The 21321-nt window shown below is 64.7% G+C and carries 21 protein-coding genes; 18 read left to right on the top strand and 3 right to left on the bottom strand.

The genetic code is table 11. The features are described from left to right. Positions 1–139 precede the first annotated feature (139 nt). From BRA1253DRAFT_RS21795 to phoB, 12 genes are all read left to right on the top strand, one after another. The gene (locus BRA1253DRAFT_RS21795) at positions 140–1534 is read left to right on the top strand and encodes an OmpA family protein (RefSeq protein ID WP_007597891.1); all 1395 of its coding nucleotides are present in this window, start codon (positions 140–142) and stop codon (positions 1532–1534) included. Positions 1535–1536: 2 nt separating this feature from the next. Further along, positions 1537–1833, top strand: a complete 297-nt coding sequence (locus tag BRA1253DRAFT_RS21790) for a hypothetical protein (RefSeq protein WP_007597890.1) — start codon at positions 1537–1539, stop codon at positions 1831–1833. A gap of 120 nt (positions 1834–1953) precedes the next feature. Continuing rightward, positions 1954–2544, top strand: coding sequence for a TetR/AcrR family transcriptional regulator (locus BRA1253DRAFT_RS21785; protein ID WP_007597889.1), 591 nt, complete (start codon positions 1954–1956; stop codon positions 2542–2544). Then, positions 2541–3473: a haloalkane dehalogenase gene (locus BRA1253DRAFT_RS21780; protein ID WP_007597888.1), complete on the top strand. Its 933-nt coding sequence runs from the start codon at positions 2541–2543 to the stop codon at positions 3471–3473. Before BRA1253DRAFT_RS21785 ends, BRA1253DRAFT_RS21780 begins: the two co-directional genes overlap by 4 nt. Positions 3474–3980: 507 nt before the next feature. Beyond that, complete coding sequence (locus BRA1253DRAFT_RS21775) at positions 3981–5036, top strand: lysylphosphatidylglycerol synthase domain-containing protein (RefSeq protein ID WP_007597887.1); 1056 nt, start codon at positions 3981–3983, stop codon at positions 5034–5036. A 33-nt stretch (positions 5037–5069) separates the two neighbouring features. Next, positions 5070–6368, top strand: coding sequence for an ATP-binding protein (locus BRA1253DRAFT_RS21770; RefSeq protein ID WP_007597885.1), 1299 nt, complete (start codon positions 5070–5072; stop codon positions 6366–6368). A 143-nt stretch (positions 6369–6511) separates the two neighbouring features. Further along, positions 6512–7525 carry a phosphate ABC transporter substrate-binding protein PstS gene (gene pstS, locus BRA1253DRAFT_RS21765; protein WP_007597882.1) on the top strand — a complete coding sequence of 338 codons (1014 nt, stop codon included), beginning with the start codon at positions 6512–6514 and terminating at the stop codon, positions 7523–7525. Between the two features lie 99 nt (positions 7526–7624). Beyond that, positions 7625–8614: a phosphate ABC transporter permease subunit PstC gene (gene pstC / locus BRA1253DRAFT_RS21760; protein ID WP_007615692.1), complete on the top strand. Its 990-nt coding sequence runs from the start codon at positions 7625–7627 to the stop codon at positions 8612–8614. Positions 8615–8618: 4 nt separating this feature from the next. After that, a complete protein-coding gene (gene pstA, locus BRA1253DRAFT_RS21755) occupies positions 8619–9464 on the top strand; it encodes a phosphate ABC transporter permease PstA (RefSeq protein WP_007597877.1) in 846 nt (281 codons plus the stop codon). Beyond that, the gene (gene pstB / locus BRA1253DRAFT_RS21750) at positions 9461–10282 is read left to right on the top strand and encodes a phosphate ABC transporter ATP-binding protein PstB (RefSeq protein ID WP_007597875.1); all 822 of its coding nucleotides are present in this window, start codon (positions 9461–9463) and stop codon (positions 10280–10282) included. The genes pstA and pstB overlap by 4 nt, the downstream gene beginning before the upstream one ends. Positions 10283–10293: 11 nt before the next feature. Then, positions 10294–11010, top strand: coding sequence for a phosphate signaling complex protein PhoU (phoU, locus tag BRA1253DRAFT_RS21745; RefSeq protein ID WP_007597873.1), 717 nt, complete (start codon positions 10294–10296; stop codon positions 11008–11010). 23 nt (positions 11011–11033) lie between these two features. Then, complete coding sequence (phoB, locus tag BRA1253DRAFT_RS21740) at positions 11034–11741, top strand: phosphate regulon transcriptional regulator PhoB (protein WP_007597871.1); 708 nt, start codon at positions 11034–11036, stop codon at positions 11739–11741. Positions 11742–11960: 219 nt separating this feature from the next. Here the strand turns inward: phoB and BRA1253DRAFT_RS21735 are convergent, their stop codons facing one another. After that, the gene (locus BRA1253DRAFT_RS21735) at positions 11961–12473 is read right to left on the bottom strand and encodes a GcrA family cell cycle regulator (protein ID WP_007597869.1); all 513 of its coding nucleotides are present in this window, start codon (positions 12471–12473) and stop codon (positions 11961–11963) included. Positions 12474–12928: 455 nt separating this feature from the next. Here BRA1253DRAFT_RS21735 and BRA1253DRAFT_RS21730 point away from each other — a divergent pair, with 455 nt between their 5' ends. From BRA1253DRAFT_RS21730 to BRA1253DRAFT_RS21720, 3 genes are all read left to right on the top strand, one after another. Next, on the top strand, positions 12929–14131 hold the full coding sequence (locus tag BRA1253DRAFT_RS21730) for an aspartate aminotransferase family protein (RefSeq protein WP_035995336.1): 1203 nt from the start codon (positions 12929–12931) through the stop codon (positions 14129–14131). Beyond that, positions 14131–15078 (top strand): ornithine carbamoyltransferase, encoded by a 948-nt coding sequence (gene argF / locus BRA1253DRAFT_RS21725; protein ID WP_007597866.1) that lies wholly within the window; start codon positions 14131–14133, stop codon positions 15076–15078. Before BRA1253DRAFT_RS21730 ends, argF begins: the two co-directional genes overlap by 1 nt. 146 nt (positions 15079–15224) lie before the next feature. After that, the gene (locus tag BRA1253DRAFT_RS21720; RefSeq protein WP_035993783.1) at positions 15225–16244 is read left to right on the top strand and encodes an Hsp33 family molecular chaperone; all 1020 of its coding nucleotides are present in this window, start codon (positions 15225–15227) and stop codon (positions 16242–16244) included. Positions 16245–16293: 49 nt separating this feature from the next. Here the strand turns inward: BRA1253DRAFT_RS21720 and apaG are convergent, their stop codons facing one another. Then, positions 16294–16698 carry a Co2+/Mg2+ efflux protein ApaG gene (apaG, locus tag BRA1253DRAFT_RS21715; RefSeq protein WP_088941063.1) on the bottom strand — a complete coding sequence of 135 codons (405 nt, stop codon included), beginning with the start codon at positions 16696–16698 and terminating at the stop codon, positions 16294–16296. Between the two features lie 193 nt (positions 16699–16891). Here apaG and BRA1253DRAFT_RS21710 point away from each other — a divergent pair, with 193 nt between their 5' ends. Genes BRA1253DRAFT_RS21710 through BRA1253DRAFT_RS21700 form a run of 3 tightly spaced genes read left to right on the top strand, consistent with a single transcriptional unit; the run spans position 16892 to position 19941 of the window. Beyond that, entirely contained in the window at positions 16892–18157 is a 1266-nt protein-coding gene (locus tag BRA1253DRAFT_RS21710; RefSeq protein WP_007597863.1) for an OpgC domain-containing protein, read from the top strand. Next, entirely contained in the window at positions 18157–18936 is a 780-nt protein-coding gene (locus tag BRA1253DRAFT_RS21705; protein ID WP_007597862.1) for a hypothetical protein, read from the top strand. Before BRA1253DRAFT_RS21710 ends, BRA1253DRAFT_RS21705 begins: the two co-directional genes overlap by 1 nt. A gap of 12 nt (positions 18937–18948) precedes the next feature. Beyond that, positions 18949–19941, top strand: a complete 993-nt coding sequence (locus BRA1253DRAFT_RS21700) for an SGNH/GDSL hydrolase family protein (protein WP_007597861.1) — start codon at positions 18949–18951, stop codon at positions 19939–19941. A gap of 122 nt (positions 19942–20063) precedes the next feature. Here BRA1253DRAFT_RS21700 and BRA1253DRAFT_RS21695 read toward each other — a convergent pair whose 3' ends face one another. Beyond that, on the bottom strand, positions 20064–21260 hold the full coding sequence (locus BRA1253DRAFT_RS21695; protein WP_007597860.1) for an O-succinylhomoserine sulfhydrylase: 1197 nt from the start codon (positions 21258–21260) through the stop codon (positions 20064–20066). Positions 21261–21321: the final 61 nt, after the last annotated feature.

Here is a 21321-nt window from a genome sequence, read left to right as displayed (position 1 = left end):
CGCCTTCAACTTACGGAAGAACCCTTGAAGAAAAAGTTATTCCAATTGTCCACGCCCGGCCTTCGGAAGGGCGTCATTTCCGGTTTGACAGCCCGCCAAGGGTTTGTTTTGTCTCCGGTTCCAGAGTTCGGGTCGTCGAATGCAGAAGCTTTTCAGGTGGGCCAGCAAATGGTGGCCGGGGCTCATCCCCCTGGCCGTCATGTGGGGATTTGCGGCCTGGAATAACACTTTGCCGGTCGAGGCGGACCTTTCCGCCCGCAGCTCGGCGGCTCTGAAGGACACCGTTCTGGACAAGACCCGGATCGCGGTGGACGGCCGCGACGTCAGCCTGGCTGCGGACGCGTTTTCCGAGGAGGGTCGCCGCGACGCTGTTGTGGCGGTCGAGACCGTGCCCGGCGTGCGCCTGGTCGACGACCGGACCCGCCTTGTGCCCGAGGCAAAGCCCTTCGTCTGGAACGCCGAACGCGACGTGGTGCGGGTCACGCTGTCAGGCTCCGCGCCCCTGCCGTCGATGAAGGGCCGCCTGACTGAGGCGGCCCGCAAGGAGGTCGCCGGTACCGAGGTGGCCGATCAGATGGGTTTGGCGCGCGGTGCACCGCCGCGGTTCGAGGCGGCTGCGATGCTGCTGCTCGATCAGATCGGCAAGCTCAAGGACGGCAAGATCACGATCACGGACACCAAAGTCACTCTGTCGGGGATGGCGCGCGATCTCGGCGGCCGCGAAGCGGTCGCAGCGGCGCTGAAAAACCTGCCCGAGGGCTTTTCGATCGCCGCCAACGACGTCAAGGCGCCGCCTTACGTCTTCCAGGCCTACAAGGATCCGGTGGCCGCGACGGTGACGCTGACCGGCTATGTTCCCGACAACAATGTCCACGCGGCCATCGCCACCAGCGCGTCGCGGAAATTCTTCAACGAAAAAATCGTCGACAATCTCAAGGCCAGCGTCGGCGCGCCCGGCTCCTTCAGCCCCGCCGTGGTCGCGGCGCTCGGCGCGCTGTCGCGACTGTCGACCGGCACGCTCGTCGTGTCCGACCGCGAGGTGAAGCTGTCGGGCGATGCGCTCTATGAAGGTGCCGCCAACGACATCCGCGCAAGCCTCGGCAAGGATTTTCCGAAAAACTGGCAGTACAAGCCGGAAATCACGGTGAAACCCGCGGCCGGGCCGGTCGACGGCACCGTGTGCCAGCAATTGTTCTCCGAGCTTTTGGCCAAGGCCAAGATTCGCTTCGGGGCGAAGCGCGCCGAGATCGATCCGGATTCCGCCGGCATTCTCGATCATCTGATCGAGACGGCATTGCGCTGTCCCACCACAAATATCGAGGTCGCCGGGCATACCGATGCCGACGGCGAGGATTCCTTCAACCAGGCACTCTCGGAGAAGCGCGCGCAGGCGGTGATCGACTATCTGGTCAAGGCCGGCCTGCCTGCCAGCCGCTTCACCGCGGTCGGCTACGGCAGCACGCAGCCGGTCGCCGGTAATGACAGCGAAGACGCCAAGGCGCAGAACCGCCGCATCGAATTTCTGGTGAGGTGACGATGCCCTATCTCGTCTCGTTCCATCTGGGCTGGCTGATCGGCTCGCTGCTACTCGGCTTCTGCATGGGCTGGATCTCGGTGGTCCAACGCGGCAACGGCACCTCGAAGGTGACCGCGCGCTGGCTCGCCGTGTTTGTTGCCGGCCTGGTCGCGGCCTCGTTCGCGCATGTGGTCCCCGGCCGCTTCGGCTACTGGCTCGACCTCGGCCTGATCATGTTCGCCTGCTATCTCGTCGGCGGCGCCATTGGCGCCTGGCTGCGCGATCGGGTGGTCGCGCGCAGCATGCCGCCGGCCTGAGCGGCTGAGCTGAGAGGCAAACGCGCGCCCGCTATCGCGCTCATCACCTGCTCCGCCATCAGATTTCAAGGGCGAGGATGTGGCGCTTGACATCAATACGTACGTACGTATCATAACGCCATGCCAAAGCCCTCACTCAAAGACGCCATTCTCGACGCCGGCCTGAAGGTCATGTTTCGGACCGGCTATCACGGCACCAGCGTGCGCGACGTCACCACTGCTGCGGGCGCGCCGCAGGGGTCCTTCACCAATCATTTCCGCTCAAAGGAAGCATTCGCCTCCGAGGTGCTCGACCGCTACTTCGAGATCACAAGGGCGCTGGTCGCCGAGGCGCTCGACGACACCTCGCTGACCCCGCGGGCGCGGCTGAAGCGCTACCTGGACATCATCACTGGCCGGCTCGAAGCGGACGGCTACGGCCGCGGCTGCCTGATTGGCGATCTCAGTCTGGAGGCGACCGGCAGCAGCGAGATGCTGCGCGGGCGCCTCGCGGCCATCTTTGCTGAATGGCGCATGCCGTTCGCCGCCTGCATCAGGGATGCCCAAACCAGCGGCGAGATTGCCTCCGATTTCGAGCCTGAGGAGCTCGCCGACTTCCTGCTCGCGTCCTGGCAGGGCGCGATCCTGCGCATGAAGGTCGACCGCAATCCCAAAGCGCTCGAACGTTTCAAGACCATCGCATTCCAAACCGTGTTCAAGGAGCTGACATGACCAAGCAGATCGAGATCAAGATTCGCAAAGCGTCCGTCCTCGGAAGCAGCATGGCCTATCGTGAGGCAGGCGCGCAGAACGCGCCGGTCGCGCTCTTCCTGCACGGCAATCCGACTTCCTCGTACATCTGGCGCAACATCATGCCCTTGGTGTCACCGGTCGCGCATTGCCTCGCGCCCGACAACATCGGCTTCGGTCAGTCCGACAAGCCCGACATCGACTACCGCTTCTTCGACCACGTCCGCTATGTCGATGCCTTCATCGAACAGCGCGGCCTTACGTCGGCCTATCTGGTCGCACAGGATTGGGGCACGGCGCTCGCATTTCATCTTGCGGAGCGCCGCCCGGATTTCGTGCGCGGCCTCGCCTTCATGGAGTTCATCCGTCCGATGCCGACCTGGCAGGACTTCCACGACACCGAGGTTGCCGAAGAGCAGGAGCATGCCGAGGCGGCGCGGGCGGCCTTCCGTAAATTCAGGACGCCGGGCGAGGGCGAGGCGATGATCCTCGAGGCGAATGCCTTCGTCGAGCGCGTGCTGCCGGGCGGCATCGTGCGCAAGCTCAGCGAGGACGAGATGGCGCCCTATCGCACGCCGTTCCCGACGCCGGAGAGCCGCCGGCCCGTTCTTGCGCTTCCGCGCGAACTGCCGATCGGAGGCGAGCCTGCTGACGTCTATGAGGCGCTCCAGTCCGCGCATGCAGCGCTGGCCGCGTCGTCCTATCCAAAGCTCCTGTTCACCGGCGAGCCCGGAGCTCTGGTCGCACCGGAATTTGCCGAACGGTTTGCAGCCTCCCTGAAGCACTGCGCGCTGGTTCGTCTCGGCGCCGGCCTGCATTTCCTCCAGGAGGATCACCCCGAGGCGATCGGGCGCTCCGTGGCCGGCTGGATCGCGGGCATCGAGGCGGTGCGCCCGCAGCTTGCGGCCTGAGCAGAACGCTACCTCCGAACGACATGCTCATCGCGGCCGCTGGCCGGCGGCCGCGATGACGTCTGTGATGTCGCAGTGCAACCGGATGATCGAGCGCGAGCCGTCGGCCACGTAATCGTGCGCGCCGCAGCGGCCGCGCGCGGAGCGACCTCTTTCAACAGCGGAATCCCGCCCATAGATTGATTTCGACTTAAGCCGTGACGGAACATTGTACGGCCGAAATCATCAAAACTTCATGGCGTCTGCGCAGGATTGCCATGGAGATTCGCGTCAGGCTTGCCGCCGAAAGCGCCAAACCGTGCATCAGGAGCCCGCAACCTGCCTAAAACCTTGAAGCCACGACTTTTTGTTCGAATTGTCGAATTCCACTCCGCCCCAAAACGCGCTAGTGGAGGGGCAGGGGGCATGCGCGATGCCGGAGCCGCTGACGAGGATTCGTCGAGTGCCCGTGCGTCGTCCGCCTGTTCGCTGGCCACCCCGGCCGCTGAAGCGTTGTTCGAGGTCTAGATGCTGGAAGCCATACGCAGGGCGATGACGTTTCTGCGCCAGAAGCAAATCCTGCATAAGCTTGGAGTTGTGATCAGCGTCGCTGTCATCGGCATCGCTTGCTATGTGCTCTACCACATGCTGCGCGGCATCGATGTCAACGAAGTCCTCGAAGCGATCAAGAGCACCGAGCCGAGCCAGATTGCGCTGGCGGCTTTGTTCGTCGCCGCGGGCTATTTCACGCTGACCTTCTACGACCTGTTCGCCGTGCGCGCGATCGGCCACGCCCACGTGCCCTATCGCATCAACGCGCTCGCCGCCTTCACCAGCTATTCGATCGGCCACAATGTCGGCGCCAGCGTCTTCACCGGCGGCGCGGTGCGCTACCGCATCTATTCCGCCTACGGCCTGAACGCGATCGACGTCGCAAAGATCTGCTTCCTCGCCGGCCTGACCTTCTGGCTCGGCAATGCCGCGGTGCTGGGCCTCGGCATCTCCTATCATCCGGAGGCCGCGGCCTCGATCGACATGCTTCCGCCCTGGCTGAACCGGATGCTGGCGATGATGATCATCGTCGGGCTGGTCGCCTACGTGGTCTGGGTCTGGACCCAGCCCCGGATGGTCGGCCGCGGGCCCTGGACCGTGATGCTGCCGGGCGGCCCGCTGACGCTGCTCCAGATCGCGATCGGCATCATCGATCTCGGCTTCTGCGCGCTGGCGATGTACGTGCTGGTCCCGGACGAGCCCAATCTCGGCTTCGTGGTGGTCGCGGTGATCTTCGTCTCGGCCACGCTGCTCGGCTTTGCCAGCCATTCGCCCGGAGGCCTTGGCGTGTTCGACGCGGCCATGCTGGTCGGGCTCTGGCAGATGGACCGCGAGGAGCTGCTGGGCGGGATGCTGCTGTTCCGCGTCCTCTATTATCTGTCCCCTTTCGTCATATCTGTAATCTTGCTGACGTTTCGCGAAGTTATCATCGGCGCACGATCGAAGCGCCTGCAGCAGGCGGCGCTCAAGCTCGACCCCGGGCCCGCGCCTAAAGCCGCTTACGTGAGAAAGCGCAGCGACAGCGGCGCCTGACCGGCGCAACGTCCTTTGGAGAAGCCCGCCCCGATGGCGATCGACGCCCCATCTTCTCCCTCCTCCCAGCCCTGGTCCGACCGGCTGCGGCACTCGACCGTCATCCTGATCGCCGCGGCGCTGGCGCTGTCGGTGGTGGTCTCGCTGGGCGAATTGTCGGCACTGCATGCCATCGCAGTGTTCTTCTGCGTCGCGGCCGCAGCGCTGATCCCGTGGCGCCTGCACGATACTGCCGCCTCGCGCGAAGAGACCCGCCGCGTCAATCCGGTCGAGAGCGCGGCGGTCGCCGCGGTGGTCGCCGGCATGCCCGATCCCGCGGTGCTGCTCGACCGCGCCGGCCGCGTCATCCATCTCAACGCTGCTGCCGCCCAGCTCGCGCCGGCGCTGCGCCGGAATGAGCTTGCCCAGTTCGCGCTGCGCTCGCCCGAGATCATCACGGCGCTGCGCGAGTCGATCGCGACCACCGAGCCGCGGCGCGCGACCTATCTCGACCATGTCCCGGTCGATCGCTGGATGGAGCTGACCATCACGCCGGTGCCGGTGCCGACCACCTTCGGCGGCGCCGACAAATGCATGCTGATGACCTTCCACGACCAGACGCCGCTGCGTCGGGTCGAGGAGATGCGGGCCGATTTCGTCGCCAATGCCAGCCACGAGCTGCGCACGCCGCTGGCCGCGCTGTCCGGCTTCATCGACACGCTCCAGGGCCAGGCCAAGGACGATCCCAAGGCGCGCGAGCGCTTCCTCGGCATCATGCACAACCAGGCCACCCGGATGGCGCGCCTGATCGACGATCTGCTGTCGCTGTCGCGGGTGGAACTGTCCGCCCATGTGCGGCCCGACACCCTGGTCGACCTGCTGCCGATCATCTTGCAGGTCGCCGACGGGCTCGAGCCGCTGGCGCGGGAACGCCAGGTCGAGGTCGAGACCCAGCTCCCTGAGACCCCGGTACTGATCGCGGGGGACCGCGAGGAGCTGCTCCGCCTGTTCGAGAATTTGATCGAGAACGCGCTCAAATACGGCGCCGCGGGCGGTCGCGTCATCGTGTCGCTGATGCCAGGCGCCGCCCCTGATGGAACTCAGGAAATCCGGGTCCTGGTCCGGGATTTCGGCCCCGGCATCGCGCCGGAGCACCTGCCGCGGCTAACCGAACGGTTCTACCGGGTCGATGTCGGCGACAGCCGCTCGCAGGGCGGCACCGGCCTCGGATTATCCCTGGTGAAACATATTCTTAACCGCCATCGCGGCCGGCTTTTGATCGAAAGCGTGCCCAAACAGGGCGCCACTTTCACCGCCTGTTTCCCCCAGGGCAAGCCTGCGGCTCTGAGCTAAATTCCAGCGATTTCAGCTGCTTAACGCTGTCATCCGACTGTCACCAAACCTTCGTAAAAGCTCAGCTGTCCGCTCCTAAAGGGGCGGCACGGGGAGCGCGATCGGGCGCGGATGGCGCTTCGCTCCCCTGTATGGAGACCAGCATGAATTTCCTCAAAACACTCGTCGCTGCTGGCATCGTCGCCGCATCGACGACGGCGGCCTTTGCTGCCGATATCACCGGTGCCGGTGCGACGTTCCCGTTCCCGATCTATTCCAAATGGGCTGACGCCTATAAGAAGGAGACCGGCAACGGTCTGAACTACCAGTCGATCGGCTCCGGCGGCGGCATCAAGCAGATCCAGGCCAAGACCGTGACCTTCGGCGCCAGCGACGCGCCGCTCAAGGCCGAGCAGCTCGAGAAGGACGGCCTCGTCCAGTGGCCGATGGTGATGGGTGCCATCGTTCCCGTCGTCAACATCGAGGGCGTGAAGCCCGGCGAGATGGTGTTCGACGGCGAGACGCTGGCCAGCATCTATCTCGGCAAGATCACCAAATGGGATGACGCCGCGATCAAGAAGCTCAACCCGAACGTGAAGCTGCCCTCGGAGGCCATCACCGTGGTCCGCCGTTCGGACGGCTCTGGCACCACCTTCAACTTCACCAACTACCTCGCCAAGGCCAGCGCGGACTGGAAGAGCAAGGTCGGTGAGGGTACCGCGGTCGAGTGGCCGGTCGGCGTCGGCGCCAAGGGCAATGAAGGCGTATCGGGCAATATCAGCCAGACCAAGAACTCGATCGGCTACGTCGAGTACGCCTATGCCAAGCAGAACAAGCTGACCTACACCGGCCTCGTCAACAAGGCCGGCAAGCCGGTGCAGCCCACCGTCGAAGCGTTCCAGGCGGCCGCCTCCAACGCCGACTGGGCCAAGGCTCCCGGCTACTACGTCATCCTGACCGACCAGCCCGGCGAGAAGTCCTGGCCGATCACGGCGGCGACGTTCATCCTGATGCACAAGGACGCCACCGACAAGGCGGCCTCGCAGGAAGCCATCAAGTTCTTCCGCTGGGCCTTCAAGAACGGCGGCAAGGCGGCTGAAGAGCTCGACTACATCCCGATGCCGGACCCGGTCGTTCAGCTGATCGAGAAGACCTGGGCTGCCGAAATCAAGAGCTAGCTTCGCGACGCTCGTGCCCCGGATGCGATGCGCCGCATCCGGGGCACGGACCAACAAAAAAACGTATGCTATTTAGTACAGGGGATCGGCGTGGCAGAGATGGCCGTTCAGAGCGATGTAATCGACGACGCCGGACCGTATGATCGCGCCAAGGCCTTGAGCGCGTTCAAGCTCGGCGACGTTACCTTCTACTGGATCACGCGGCTCTCCGCGATCTCGGTGCTTCTGATCCTCGGCGGCATTATCATTTCGCTGATCGTCGGCGCCTTCCCGGCGATGAAGGAATTCGGGGTCTCGTTCCTGTGGACGCAGCGCTGGGCGCCGTCGGCCGATCCGCCGGTGCTCGGCGCGCTCGGGCCAATGTACGGCACGCTCGTCACCTCCTTCATCGCGATGCTGATCGCCATTCCCGTGGGTCTCGGCATTGCGATCTTCCTCACCGAGCTCTGCCCGCAATGGCTGCGCCGCCCGATCGGCATGGCGATCGAGCTGCTCGCCGGCATCCCCTCGATCATCTACGGCATGTGGGGCTTCTTCGTGTTGGGTCCGTTCCTCGCCAACACGTTCCAGCCCTTCATGATCAAGATCTTCGACGGCGTGCCCGTGCTGGGCGCGATCTTCGCAGGTCCCCCGTCCTATCTCAGCCTGTTCAATGCCGCGCTGATCCTCGCCATCATGGTGCTGCCCTTCATCACCTCGATCTCAGTCGACGTGTTCAAGACCGTGCCTCCGGTGCTGAAGGAAGCCGCCTACGGCGTCGGCTGCACCACCTGGGAAGTCGTCCGCAGCGTGGTGATCCCCTACACCCGCGTCGGCGTCATCGGCGGCGTCATGCTGGCGCTGGGCCGGGCGCTCGGCGAGACCATGGCGGTGACCTTCATCATCGGCAACTCGTTCCGGATCTCGTCGTCGATCTTCGCGCCGGGCACCACGATCTCGGCGGCGATCGCATCCGAGTTCGCCGAGAGCGACGGCCTGCACCAGTCCGGCCTGATCCTGCTCGGTCTCCTGCTGTTCGTGCTGACCTTCTTCGTGCTTGCAGCGGCGCGGCTGATGCTGATGCGGCTGGAAAAGAAGGCGGGGAACTAGCGCCATGAATCCGATCTATTCACGCCGCCGCCGCAAGGACATCGTCGTTCGCGGGCTCTGCATCGCCGCAACGGCCTTCGGCGTCACCTGGCTCGCGCTGATCCTGATCACGCTGCTCTACAATGGACTGGCGGGACTCAATGTCCAGCTGTTCACCGAGAACACGCCGCCTCCCGGATCGAACGAGGGCGGCCTGCTCAACGCCATCGTCGGCTCGCTGATCATGACCGTGATCGGCGTCGGCATCGGCGCGCCGCTCGGCATGTTCGCCGGCACCTATCTCGCCGAATACGGCCGCAATGACCGGCTGACCTCGGTGATCCGCTTCATCAACGATATCCTGCTCTCGGCGCCCTCGATCATCATCGGCCTGTTCATCTACGGCGCGGTGGTGGTGCCGATGCGCGGCTTCTCGGCGATCGCAGGCTCGCTCGCGCTCGCGGTCATCGTGATCCCGGTGGTGCTGCGCACGACCGAGGACATGCTGCTGCTGGTGCCGAACGCGCTGCGCGAGGCGGCCTCGGCGCTCGGCCTGCCGCGTTCGCTGGTGATCAAGCGGATCGCCTATCGCGCCGCGCGCTCCGGCCTCATCACCGGCGTGCTGCTCGCAACCGCTCGCGTCGCCGGTGAAACTGCGCCGCTGCTGTTCACCGCGCTGTCGAACCAGTTCTTCAGCCTCGGCCTGAATAAGACGATGGCGAACCTGCCTGTCACCATCAACAACTTCGTGCAGAGCCCCTATGCCTATTGGAAGCAATTGGCCTGGAGCGGGGCGCTGCTCATCACCCTGACCGTTCTTGCCCTTAATATTGGCGCGCGCATCCTTGGCGCCGAGAGGACCGCAAAATGAGTGATCTTTCCGTATCGATGAGCGCGGCCGGTGGGCTGCCCCACGCGCCGGTGCTGCCGGAGGCGCCCCCGAAGGTGACCGTGCGCAACCTGAACTTCTATTACGGCGAGCACCACGCGCTGAAGAACATCAACCTGACGCTGGGCGCCAATCGCGTCACGGCGTTCATCGGTCCGTCGGGCTGCGGCAAGTCGACCCTGCTGCGCATCTTCAACCGGATGTACGACCTCTATCCCGGCCAGCGCGCCACTGGTCAGCTGATGCTCGACCAGACCAACATCCTCGACGGCAAGCTGGACCTCAATTTGCTGCGCGCCCGCGTCGGCATGGTGTTCCAGAAGCCGACGCCGTTCCCGATGACGATCTACGAGAACATCGCGTTCGGCATCCGCCTGTATGAGAAGATCTCGAAGTCCGAAATGGACGGCCGCGTCGAGAAGGCGCTGCGCGGCGGCGCGCTGTGGAACGAGGTCAAGGACAAGCTCAACGCCTCCGGCCTGTCGCTCTCCGGCGGCCAGCAGCAGCGCCTCTGCATCGCCCGCACCGTCGCGGTGCGGCCCGAGGTGATCCTGTTCGACGAACCCTGTTCGGCGCTCGACCCGATCTCGACCGCCAAGGTCGAGGAGCTGATCCAGGAGCTGTCCGAGGATTACACGATCGCGATCGTCACCCACAACATGCAGCAGGCGGCGCGCGTCTCCGACAAGACCGCCTTCATGTATCTCGGCGAGCTGATCGAGTTCGACGACACCAGCAAGATCTTCACGTCGCCGACCGACCGGCGCACGCAGGATTACATCACCGGCCGGTTCGGCTGAGGAGACGCGACATGGCTTCCGAACATACCGCAAAGGCTTTCGACACCGACCTCCAGGAACTCACCCGCCTGGTCGCCGAGATGGGCGGCATCGCCGAGCGCATGATCGTCGAGTCCGTCGACGCGCTGATCCGCCGCGACGTCCCGCTCGGCCAGCGCGTCGTCGCCATCGACACCGAGCTCGACGCGCTGCAGAAGCGCATCGAGGAGCGTGCGGTGCTCACCATCGCCCGCCGCCAGCCGATGGCGGTCGATCTGCGCGAGATCGTCGGCGCCATGCGCGTCGCGACCGATCTCGAGCGCATCGGCGACCTCGCCAAGAACATGGGCAAGCGCGTCGCGGCGCTGGAGACGGACTTCCATCCGCTCAAGCTGTTCCGCGGCCTCGAGCACATGACCGACCTCGTGCAGCAGCAGGTCAAGTCGGTGCTGGACGCCTATGCCGCGCATGATTTGCCGGCGGCGATGGCGGTGTGGAAGGGCGACGAGGAAGTCGACGCCATCTGCACCTCGCTGTTCCGCGAGCTCCTCACCTACATGATGGAGGATCCGCGCAACATCTCGTTCTGTATTCACCTGATGTTCTGCGCCAAGAACATTGAGCGGATCGGCGACCACGCCACCAACATCGCCGAGACCGTGTTCTACATGATCGAGGGCCAGGCGATCACCGACAAGCGGCCGAAGGGCGACATGACGACCTTCGCCAACACGGTACCGAACACCTGAAGACTTAAGGGAGCGACGACCCGATGGGCGCACGCATTATGGTGGTTGAGGACGAGGAAGCCCTGACCGAGCTTCTCCGCTACAACCTCGAAGGCGACGGCTATGACGTCGAGACGGTGATGCGCGGCGACGACGCCGACACCCGCCTCAAGGAGCACATCCCCGATCTGATCGTGCTCGACTGGATGCTGCCGGGCCTGTCAGGCATCGAACTGTGCCGCCGGCTTCGCACCCGTCCCGAGACCAAGCAGCTCCCGATCATCATGCTCACCGCGCGCGGCGAGGAGAGCGAGCGGGTGCGGGGTCTTGCGACCGGCGCCGACGATTACATCGTCAAGCCGTTCTCGGTGCCGGAGCTGCTGGCGCGCGTGAAGGGCCTGCTGCGGCGCGCGAGCCCCGAGCGGCTCGCCACCGTGCTTGCTTTTGGCGACATCGAGCTCGACCGCGACAAGCGCCGCGTGGCGCGCTCAGGCCGGCCGATCGATCTCGGTCCGACCGAATATCGCCTGCTGGAGTTCTTCCTGGAGCACCCGGGCCGGGTGTTCTCGCGCGAGCAACTGCTCGACAGCGTCTGGGGCCGCGACATCTATATCGACGAGCGTACCGTCGACGTGCATATCGGCCGCCTGCGCAAGCTGCTCAATCTCGGCCGCGAGCAAGACCCGATCCGCACCGTCCGCGGCGCCGGCTACGCGCTGGATGATCGGTTTGCGAAGGCGGAGCAGGTGTAGGGTTGCAGGCTTGTTTGTTGGCGAGCTGTCCCTGCATTCTCCGATGTCGTCCCGGACAAGCGAGCGCTGATCCGGGACCCATAACCACAGGGAGTGGTTTGGCGAAGACTCCGAGTTACCCCTTTCGCACGACTACTGCGTGCTCGGAGTATGGGTCCTGGCTTTCGCCAGGACGACACTGAAATTATTGAACTGTCTTTGCGCGACGACTTGCCGTGATTACCGCGGACCCGGCTTCACCGGTGCGCGGCGCCGATCCGACGCCGGCTGGTACGCAACACGCGAGTGCTGGGCGCAATAGGGCAGGCCGGACAGCGCCCGTCCACCGCAGAAGAAGAAGTCCGGGCTCGAGGGATCGCCGACCGGCCAGTGGCAGGTCGCCTCGTTCAATTCGAGCAGCGACAGCCGCTGGCTCATCGGCACCACGTTGTCGTAGGTGACCGGATCCGGCTCAGCCTCGACCTCGAAGGCCTGCGCCAGCGCGGTGTTGCCGCGCGAGATCGGGCGGCTCACCCGCATCATGTGCTGCGCGGGGCGCGCCTTGCGCGGCCGGGGCGCTGCCGATGATGGGCTCTTGGCGCGGCCCGAAAGACCGAGCCTGTGCACTTTGCCGATCACGGCATTGCGGGTCACATTGCCGAGCTCCGCCGCGATCTGGCTGGCCGAAAGTCCGGCCTCCCAGAGCTTTTTCAGCTGCTCGACGCGATCATCGGACCAGGTCAAAACCGTCATTGCACCCTTTCCCTCGCTGCGCGCCAGCCATCCTGGGGCCTCGCAGCGAATGCCTAAGCCTTCAAAAACCCGTGCCGCCAGAATCCCTTAAGGCTCGCCGGGCGCGTCTTGAACGCCCGAACGTTTACGCCGGTACATAAGGACTTAAAGATCAGAACCACTGCACGAGATGTCGTATCTGACAATCCAAACGCTACAATATGGCGTGACTCCCGCGCAAGAGTCCGCCGACTCGCTTCCACATGTTCCGTGGCTAAATCCCGCAAAATCGGCACCGCAAGACTACGGATTCAGCGTTTCGCGAGGCTTTCCGGGCGGCATTGACACCCGTTTCACCAGGCCTAAGATAGTCGCACGTGCCGCCCTCAAGAGGCGGCACGTTTCGTTTTCCGGGCCGGTCGATGGTGCGTTGCGTAATGCACGCTTACACCGTCCGCAACATTCAAGTGACCGTCATGACTAACAGCGCAGCGCCGCATTTGCTCCCCGTTTTCGCCAGGTCCGACCTCGGTTTCGAGCGTGGCGAAGGCTGCTGGCTGATCGCGACCAATGGCGAGCGCTATCTCGATTTCACCTCCGGGGTGGCGGTGAATGCGCTCGGCCATGCCCATCCGGCGCTGGTCGCGGCGTTGCAGGAACAGGCCACGAAGCTCTGGCACATGTCGAACCTGTTCCAGAGCCCGGACGGCGAAAAGCTTGCCGCGCGCCTGTGCAATGAAAGTTTCGCGGACTTCGTGTTCTTCTGCAATTCCGGCGCCGAAGCGCTGGAATGCGTGATCAAGGTCGTGCGCCGCTATCACGCCGCGAAGGGCCATCCAGACCGCTATCGCATGATCACCTTCGAAGGCGCCTTCCATGGCCGCACGCTGGCGACGCTGGCCGCGACGGGTTCGGCAAAATATCTCGAAGGTTTCGGCCCACCCATGGAGGGCTTCGACCAGGTTGCGCATGGCGATCTCGAGGCAGTGAAAAAGGCGATCGGTCCGCAGACCGCCGGCATCCTGATCGAGCCGATCCAGGGCGAGGGCGGTGTGCGTTCGGCAACGCCTGCCTTCCTGAGGGCGTTGCGCCAGCTCTGCGACGAGCGCGGCCTGTTGCTCGCCTTCGACGAGGTGCAGACCGGCATGGGCCGCACCGGCGATCTGTTCGCATACCGCCGCCTTGGCGTCGAACCTGACGTGATGTCGCTGGCCAAGGCGCTCGGCGGCGGCTTCCCGATCGGCGCCTGCCTTGCGACCGCGGAAGCGGCGTCCGGCATGACGCCGGGCTCGCACGGCTCGACCTTCGGCGGCAATCCGCTCGCGATCGCGGCGGCGAACGCCGTGCTCGACGTCATGCTCAAGCCCGGCTTCTTCGACCACGTGCAGAGGATGTCGCTGCTGCTCAAGCAGAAGCTCGCTTCCGTGATCGACCGTCATGGCGATGTCGTCAGCGAAGTGCGCGGCGAGGGCCTCCTGATCGGCATCAAGGCCGTGGTGCCTTCCGGCGATCTCGTTGCCGCCTTGCGCGCAGAAAAGCTGCTCACCGTCGGTGCCGGCGACAATGTCGTGCGTTTCCTGCCGCCTTTGATCGTCACCGAAGCCGAGATCGAGGACAGCGTCGGGCGGCTCGAGCGCGCCTGCACGGCGTTGTCCGGCAACAAGCGGGCGGCAAGCTGATGAGCACGTCGCCCGATAAAACGCCCAAGAAAACACCGAAGCACTTCCTCGATATCAACGAGCTGCCGCTGTCGGAGCTCAAGCGCATGCTGGCCGCGTCCTCCGCGATGAAGGCGAAGCAGAAGGCGCATCAGCCGGTCAGGCCGCTCGAAGGCAAGACGCTGGCGATGATCTTCGAGCGCCCCTCGACGCGGACGCGGGTGTCTTTCGATGTCGCCATGCGCCAGCTCGGCGGCGAGCCGATCATGCTCACCGGCGCCGAGATGCAGCTCGGCCGCGGCGAAACCATCGCCGACACCGCGCGGGTGCTGTCGCGCTATGTCGACGCCATCATGATCCGCATCCTCAATCACGATGCGCTGCTGGAGCTTGCGGCGAACGCCACCGTGCCCGTTATCAACGGCCTGACGCGGCGCTCGCATCCCTGCCAGGTCATGGCCGACCTGATGACCTACGAGGAACATCGCGGCCCGATCGAGGGCAAGACGGTGGCCTGGACCGGCGACGACAACAACGTGCTGGCGTCCTGGGCGCACGCCGCCGAGCGCTTCAAGTTCCAGCTCAATGTCGCGACGCCTCCGGAGCTCGCGCCGAAAAAAGCGATGCGCGACTTCATCAAGGCGACCGGCGCGCCGATCATGCTCGGCACGGATGCCGAAGCCGCCGTGAAGGGCGCCGATTGTGTCGTGACCGACACCTGGGTGTCGATGGGCGACAAGGAAGGCGAGCACCGCCATAACGTGCTCAAGCCCTATCAGGTCAATGCCCAGCTGATGTCGCTGGCCAAGCCCGATGCGCTGTTCATGCACTGCCTGCCCGCCCATCGCGGCGAGGAGGTCACCGACGAGGTGATCGACGGTCCCCAATCCGTCGTGTTCGACGAGGCCGAAAACCGCCTGCACGCGCAGAAGGGCATTCTGGCCTGGTGCTTCGACGCGGTGAAGTAACGCGGGCCGGTGAAGTAGCTTTGGATCGTCGTCCTGGCTTTCGCCAGGACGACACCGAGTTTGCCGTGCTTGCGTACGATCCGTTCTGCATTCCGGATGCAGCCGCCCCCCTTCCAATTCCGCCTTCCGACCCCAAATAAAGCGCCATGGTTTCCCAATCCCCTGACATGAAAACCGGGCCCGAAGGCCCGGTTCGCGCGCCATCCGCGGTTCCCATCGATGACGCCGTGCTGCCCTACGAGGTCGACGCGCTCGACGTGCGCGGTCGCCTGGTGCGGCTTGGTCCGGCGCTCGACGAGATCCTGACCAAGCACGATTATCCGGCGCCGGTCGGCAAGCTGCTCGGCGAGGCCATCGTGCTGACCACGCTGCTCGGCTCGTCGCTGAAGTTCGAAGGCCGCTTCATCCTCCAGGCCCAGACCGACGGTCCTGTGTCGTTCCTGGTCGTGGACTATCAGGCGCCGGATCGCCTGCGCGCCTATGCGCGCTATGATGCCGCGCGCCTCGGCGAAGTCCAGGATTCCGGCAAGACTTCCGGCGCGCTGCTGGGCCACGGTCATCTGGCCATGACCATCGACCAGGGCCCCGACATGAGCCGCTACCAGGGCCTGGTCGCGCTCGACGGCGGCAGCCTGGAAGACGCCGCTCATGAATATTTCCTGCGCTCCGAGCAGATCCCGACGCGCGTGCGCCTTGCCGTCGGCGAGGAGTGGCGTTCGAATGACGGCGGCAAGCATCGCTGGCGTGCCGGCGGCATGCTGATGCAGTTCCTGCCGAAGGCGCCCGAGCGCGCGCGGCAGGCCGATCTGCATCCCGGCGATGCGCCCGAGGGCGTCGAGGTCCATGCCGTCGCTGAAGACGATGCCTGGGTCGAGGCGCGCTCGCTGATCGAAACCGTCGAAGACGTCGAGCTGATCGATCCCGAGCTGTCCGGCGAGCGGTTGCTCTACCGTCTCTTCCACGAACGCGGCGTGCGCGTGTTCAATCCGCTGCCCTTGAAGGCGCAATGCTCCTGCTCGCGCGATGCGGTCGCATCGATGCTGAAGAGCTTTTCGTCCGACGACCGTGCCGCAATGGTCAAGGACGACAAGGTCGTCGTGACCTGCGAGTTCTGCAGCTCGGTGTACGAGTTCACACCGGATGAGGCGGGCGTCGAGGACGCGTAGCGCGGTGCCGTAGGGTGGGCAAAGCGAAGCGTGCCCACCATTTCCAGCGCTAGTTCAACACCCGCTTGTTATCCGGGCTGTCCAGCGAGAACGTCGGCACGTCGATCTCGAAGCGTTCGCCGCTTGCGCTGACCATCTGGTAGCGGCCGGTCATGAAGCCCGAGGCGGTCGTGAGCGGCACGCCGGAGGTGTATTCGAAGCGTTCGCCGGGCGCGAGCGTCGGCTGCTCGCCGACGACGCCCTCGCCTTTCACCTCCTGCTGCCGGCCGGTGGCATCGGTGATGATCCAGTGCCGCGTCTTGAGCTGCACGGTCTCATCGCCGGAATTGGTGATGACGATGGTGTAGGCCCAGAAATAACGGGAGCGGTCGGCCGACGACTGCTCCGGAACAAAGTTCGGCTCGACGGTCACTTCGATCTGGCGGGTCACGGCGCGGTACATGATTGCCATCATACCGAAAACCGCCCGGGAACCAAACGCCGGAGGCGGCCTTGGCGACATCGTCCCGCCTGAATTCGCAGGGAAGTACACGTCCAAGTGTAGGTCCAAACGTACTTGCATGTGATCCGGTGGCTTTGCGAGATGACGGCCGGACCGGTACACTCCTTGCCACGTCGCGATTTGCGGAAGGGTTTTTAGGCCCCCGATGACTATTGCCGACCAAGTGACGGGATCGACGATCGCGGGAACCGCTAAACCTGTGGAGGTCAAGTCCGCGGGGGCAAAGCGGCGCGCGGCCGCGCCGGCCATTTCGCTGCCCGCCATCGGGGAGCGCGAGCTCCGGCTCGACCTGTTCCGCGGCCTTGCGCTGTGGCTGATCTTCATCGACCATTTGCCGCCGAGCCTTCTGACCTGGTTCACGATCCGCAATTACGGCTTCAGCGACGCCACCGAGATCTTCATCTTCATCTCCGGCTATACCGCCGCCTTCGTGTACGGTCGGGCGATGCTGGAGTCCGGCATTGTCGTCGCCACCGCGCGCATCCTGCGGCGCGTCTGGCAGATCTATGTCGCCCACGTCTTCCTGTTCACGATCTTCCTTGCCGAAATCTCCTACGTCGCGACCAGGTTCGAGAACCCGCTCTACACCGAAGAGATGGGCATCATGGATTTCCTCAAGCAGCCCGACGTGACGATCGTGCAGGCGCTGCTGCTGCGCTTCCGTCCGGTCAACATGGACGTGCTGCCGCTCTATATCGTGCTGATGCTGGCGCTGCCCTTGATCCTGTGGCTGATGAAATGGCGCCCCGACGTGACGCTCGGCCTCTCGGTCGCGCTCTACGCGGTGACCTGGGAATACGACCTCTATCTGTCCGCCTATCCGAACGGCTTCTGGGCCTTCAATCCCTTCGCCTGGCAATTGCTGTTCGTGTTCGGGGCATGGTGCGCGCTCGGGGGTGCGCGACGCATGTCGCGCATTCTGGCTTCGCGGGTGACGATGTGGATCGCGATCGCCTATCTGGTCGCGGCATTCTACGTGACGCTGACCTGGTATGTGCCGCAGCTCTCCCATTTCATGCCGAAGCGGCTCGAGCAGTGGATGTATCCGATCGACAAGGCCGACCTGGACGTGCTGCGCTTCACGCATTTCCTGGCGCTGGCCGCGCTCACCGTACGCGTCCTGCCGCGGGACTGGCCGGGCCTGAAATCGCCATGGCTGCGGCCGCTGATCCTGTGCGGCTCGCATTCCCTGGAGATATTCTGTCTCGGCGTCTTCCTCGCCTTTGCCGGCCATTTCATCCTGGCCGAGGTCTCGGGCGGCCCGGTCATGCATGCGCTAATTAGTCTCTCCGGAATTCTGATCATGTGGGCCATGGCCTGGCTGATTTCGTGGTACAAGCGGGTGGCTGACAAGAGCGGTTCGAAAACCAAAAGCGCCGTCGGCAGCGCCGATATGGCGGGAGGGGGCTGATGAAGGCGAAGGTTTTCCTGAGCCTGATCCTGCTGTGCGGTGGTCTCGCCGCGCCTCCGGCGCGCGCGGACGATGCTGCGCCGGCTGCTTCAGCCGCGCCCGCAGCCTGTGAAGTGCCGTCCTATCTGCTCACCAGCGAAAGCCAGCTTCCCAAGGTCGCCGATGCCGTGAAGGCCGGCAAGCCGCTCGAAATCCTGGTCATCGGCAGTCGCTCGACCACAATTCCGGCTTCCGAGGACGCCTCTTATCCGGCGCGGATGCAGGCCATTCTGAAGGACAAGCTGTCGCCGTCCGAGATAGTCCACGTCTCCGTAGAAATACAGAGCAAGAAAACGGCCGAGGAGGCGGCCGCCAGTTTCGTTAAGCTGATGGAAGCAAAAGCACCTACTTTGGTTATCTGGCAGACCGGGACTGTCGATGCTATCCGAGCCATCGATCCCGATGATTTTCGCGGCGCAGTGACCGGAGGGGTTGTTGCGCTGCAAAAGGCAGGGGCTGACGTCGTCTTGATGAACTTGCAGTACAGTCCGCGTACCGAAACCATGATCTCGGTGCCGCCATACCTCGACAATATGCGGGTGGTGGCGCAGGAGCACGATATTCCGCTGTTCGATCGTTTCGCGATCATGCGGCAGTGGAATGACCAGGGGCAGTTCGACCTGTTCAGCCCGTCGCGCGGGCCTGAGCTGGCGAAGCAGGTCCATGATTGCCTTGGCCGGGCGTTGGCACAGTTCGTGATCGACGCTGCGCATCTGGAGCCGGCCCAGCAGCAAAATTGAGGTCTAGCGTTAATGAGTTCTCTCCGCCCTTTTTGCCTGACGGCATGGCTGGCTGCGCCTGCAGCAGCGGTGCTGCTGTTGCTGAGTCCGGCCTCGCAATCGCACGCGCAGACGCAGGGCGCGCAGGCAACGCCGGCCCCGCAGCAGTCGGCTAATCCGGCTCCCGCTTCACCGTCCCAGACGACCGTCGCAGCGACGTCCCCCGACCAGCGCGGCATCACGGCGCGCGCCATCGACAAGGTGAAGCAGGTCGCGAAATCCGCCGGCGACGTCTTCAGCCGCGTGCCCTGCCTGTCGCCGAAGGGCGGCGCTAAGGCGATGGGCTCGCTGCCGCATGTCGCGGGCAAGCTCGTCGCCGGCCAGCCCGTCGTCATCGTCGCATTCGGCTCGTCCTCGACCGCGGGATTCGGTGCGAGCTCGCCGGAGTTCAACTATCCCAATCGTCTTGCCGCGCAGCTGCACCGGCACTATCCGACAGCCGACATCACCGTCGTCAATGCCGGCGTCGGCGGCGAGGACGCGCCCGAGATGATGAAGCGCCTTCAGAAGGAGGTGATCGACGTGCATCCGGATCTGGTGATCTGGCAGGTCGGCACCAATGCGGTGCTGCGCAATCTCGATCCCGGCGATACCGCCAAGCTCGTCGAGGACGGCATCAGCCGCATCCAGGCTGCCGGCGGCACCGACGTCGTGCTGGTCGATCCGCAGTATTCGCCAGCCGTCAACCAGCGCGCCGAGAGCGCCGGCAAGATGGTGAAGCTGCTCGGCAAGGTCGCTGAGCTCCGTCACGTCGGCATCTTCCCGCGCTTCGAGGTGATGCGCGACTGGCACGAGAAGCAGTCGCTTCCGGTCGAGAGCTTTGTGATCGCCGACGGCCTGCACATGAACGATTGGGGCTACGCCTGCTTCGCCCAGCTCCTCGGCGACGACATCATCCGCTCCGTCGGCCAGATCAAGCTCGGCGTGAACGTGCCCGCGGACCTGCGGACGTACCGGCCGATGTAGCTTGGTGCCGTAGGGTGGGCAAAGGCGCGCTCTTCGCGCGCCGTGCCCACCATCTATCGGCACCGCGATCGTGAAGGGTGGGCACGCTTCGCTTTGCCCACCCTACGATTCCGAGTGTGTGGCTACGCCTTCTCCAGCGCCGCGGTCAGATCCTCGATTAGATCATCCGCGTGCTCCAGCCCCGCCGAGAAGCGGATGAATCCCTCGCTGATGCCGAGCGCGGCGCGGTCCTCCGGCTTGAGGCGCTGATGCGTCGTGGTGGCGGGGTGCGTGACGAGGCTCTTGGCGTCGCCGAGATTGTTCGAGATCTTGGCAAGCTTGAGCTCGTTGAGCACGCGGAACGCCGCCGCCTTGCCGCCCTTGACCTCGAAGCCGACCAAGGTCGAGCCGCCGCGCATCTGCTTCTTCACCAATGCCGCCTGCGGATGATCGGCGCGGCCGGGAAACACCAGTCGCGAAATCTTCGGATGGCTCGCCAGCACGTCCGCGATGCGCGCGGCCGTCTCGGTCTGCGCGCGCACGCGCACGGCGAGCGTCTCCAGGCCCTTGAGCAGCACCCAGGCGTTGAACGGCGAGATCGACGGGCCGGTCTGGCGCATGAAATTGTGGATGTGCTCGGCGATGAACGCCTCCGAGGACAGGATGATGCCGCCGAGACAGCGGCCCTGGCCGTCGATGTGCTTGGTCGCGGAATAGACCACGACGTCGGCGCCGAGCGCGAGCGGGCTCTGCCAGATCGGCGTGGCGAACACGTTGTCGACGACGAGCCGCGCGCCGCCGCTGTGCGCGATCTCGGCAATGCCGGGAATGTCGAGCACGTCGAGCGTCGGATTGGTCGGGCTCTCCAGGAAAAACGTCTTGGTGTTCGGCTTCATGGCGCGCTGCCACTGGTCAAGATCGAGGCCGTCGACCAGCGTGGTCTCGATGCCGTAGCGTGGCAGCAAATCCTGCACGACGTAGAGACACGAGCCGAACAGCGCGCGCGAGGCCACGACGTGATCGCCGGCCTTCAGCGGCGCCAGGATCGCCGTCGTCACCGCGGCCATGCCGGTCGCGGCGGAACGTGCCGCTTCGGCGCCTTCGAGCTCGATCATGCGGCGCTCGAACATCGCGATGGTCGGATTGGAGTAGCGTGAATAGATGAAGCCGGGGTCCTCGCCCTTGAACCGCGCCTCGCACTCCTCGGCGCTGTTGTAGACGTAGCCCTGGGTCAGGAACAGCGACTCCGAGGTCTCGCCATATTGCGAGCGCAGGGTGCCGGAATGAACCAAGCGAGTTTCGGGACGGTATTGCGCGGTTGGCGCCGGGGACTTCGACATAGGACCTCCTGAAGTGACCATCGAAAATGGCCACAAAAAAACCGGCCTGGAATATTTCCAC

Source organism: Bradyrhizobium sp. WSM1253, assembly GCF_000244935.1.
Classification (GTDB): Bacteria; Pseudomonadota; Alphaproteobacteria; order Rhizobiales; family Xanthobacteraceae; genus Bradyrhizobium; species Bradyrhizobium canariense.
This window is presented reverse-complemented; position numbering and strand designations above follow the sequence as displayed.

What these genes read in the sequence shown, in the direction of transcription:
- BRA1253DRAFT_RS21730 (WP_035995336.1), top strand. Translation starts at nt 12,929, where the DNA reads ATGACTAACAGCGCAGCGCCGCATTTGCTCCCCGTTTTCGCCAGGTCC.
- BRA1253DRAFT_RS21775 (WP_007597887.1), top strand. Translation starts at nt 3,981, where the DNA reads ATGCTGGAAGCCATACGCAGGGCGATGACGTTTCTGCGCCAGAAGCAA.
- BRA1253DRAFT_RS21700 (WP_007597861.1), top strand. Translation starts at nt 18,949, where the DNA reads ATGAGTTCTCTCCGCCCTTTTTGCCTGACGGCATGGCTGGCTGCGCCT.
- BRA1253DRAFT_RS21785 (WP_007597889.1), top strand. Translation starts at nt 1,954, where the DNA reads ATGCCAAAGCCCTCACTCAAAGACGCCATTCTCGACGCCGGCCTGAAG.
- argF (WP_007597866.1), top strand. Translation starts at nt 14,131, where the DNA reads ATGAGCACGTCGCCCGATAAAACGCCCAAGAAAACACCGAAGCACTTC.
- pstC (WP_007615692.1), top strand. Translation starts at nt 7,625, where the DNA reads ATGGCCGTTCAGAGCGATGTAATCGACGACGCCGGACCGTATGATCGC.
- pstB (WP_007597875.1), top strand. Translation starts at nt 9,461, where the DNA reads ATGAGTGATCTTTCCGTATCGATGAGCGCGGCCGGTGGGCTGCCCCAC.
- apaG (WP_088941063.1), bottom strand. Translation starts at nt 16,698, where the DNA reads ATGATGGCAATCATGTACCGCGCCGTGACCCGCCAGATCGAAGTGACC.
- BRA1253DRAFT_RS21710 (WP_007597863.1), top strand. Translation starts at nt 16,892, where the DNA reads ATGACTATTGCCGACCAAGTGACGGGATCGACGATCGCGGGAACCGCT.
- BRA1253DRAFT_RS21695 (WP_007597860.1), bottom strand. Translation starts at nt 21,260, where the DNA reads ATGTCGAAGTCCCCGGCGCCAACCGCGCAATACCGTCCCGAAACTCGC.
- BRA1253DRAFT_RS21735 (WP_007597869.1), bottom strand. Translation starts at nt 12,473, where the DNA reads ATGACGGTTTTGACCTGGTCCGATGATCGCGTCGAGCAGCTGAAAAAG.
- phoU (WP_007597873.1), top strand. Translation starts at nt 10,294, where the DNA reads ATGGCTTCCGAACATACCGCAAAGGCTTTCGACACCGACCTCCAGGAA.
- pstS (WP_007597882.1), top strand. Translation starts at nt 6,512, where the DNA reads ATGAATTTCCTCAAAACACTCGTCGCTGCTGGCATCGTCGCCGCATCG.
- pstA (WP_007597877.1), top strand. Translation starts at nt 8,619, where the DNA reads ATGAATCCGATCTATTCACGCCGCCGCCGCAAGGACATCGTCGTTCGC.
- BRA1253DRAFT_RS21770 (WP_007597885.1), top strand. Translation starts at nt 5,070, where the DNA reads ATGGCGATCGACGCCCCATCTTCTCCCTCCTCCCAGCCCTGGTCCGAC.
- phoB (WP_007597871.1), top strand. Translation starts at nt 11,034, where the DNA reads ATGGGCGCACGCATTATGGTGGTTGAGGACGAGGAAGCCCTGACCGAG.
- BRA1253DRAFT_RS21705 (WP_007597862.1), top strand. Translation starts at nt 18,157, where the DNA reads ATGAAGGCGAAGGTTTTCCTGAGCCTGATCCTGCTGTGCGGTGGTCTC.
- BRA1253DRAFT_RS21795 (WP_007597891.1), top strand. Translation starts at nt 140, where the DNA reads ATGCAGAAGCTTTTCAGGTGGGCCAGCAAATGGTGGCCGGGGCTCATC.
- BRA1253DRAFT_RS21790 (WP_007597890.1), top strand. Translation starts at nt 1,537, where the DNA reads ATGCCCTATCTCGTCTCGTTCCATCTGGGCTGGCTGATCGGCTCGCTG.
- BRA1253DRAFT_RS21780 (WP_007597888.1), top strand. Translation starts at nt 2,541, where the DNA reads ATGACCAAGCAGATCGAGATCAAGATTCGCAAAGCGTCCGTCCTCGGA.
- BRA1253DRAFT_RS21720 (WP_035993783.1), top strand. Translation starts at nt 15,225, where the DNA reads ATGGTTTCCCAATCCCCTGACATGAAAACCGGGCCCGAAGGCCCGGTT.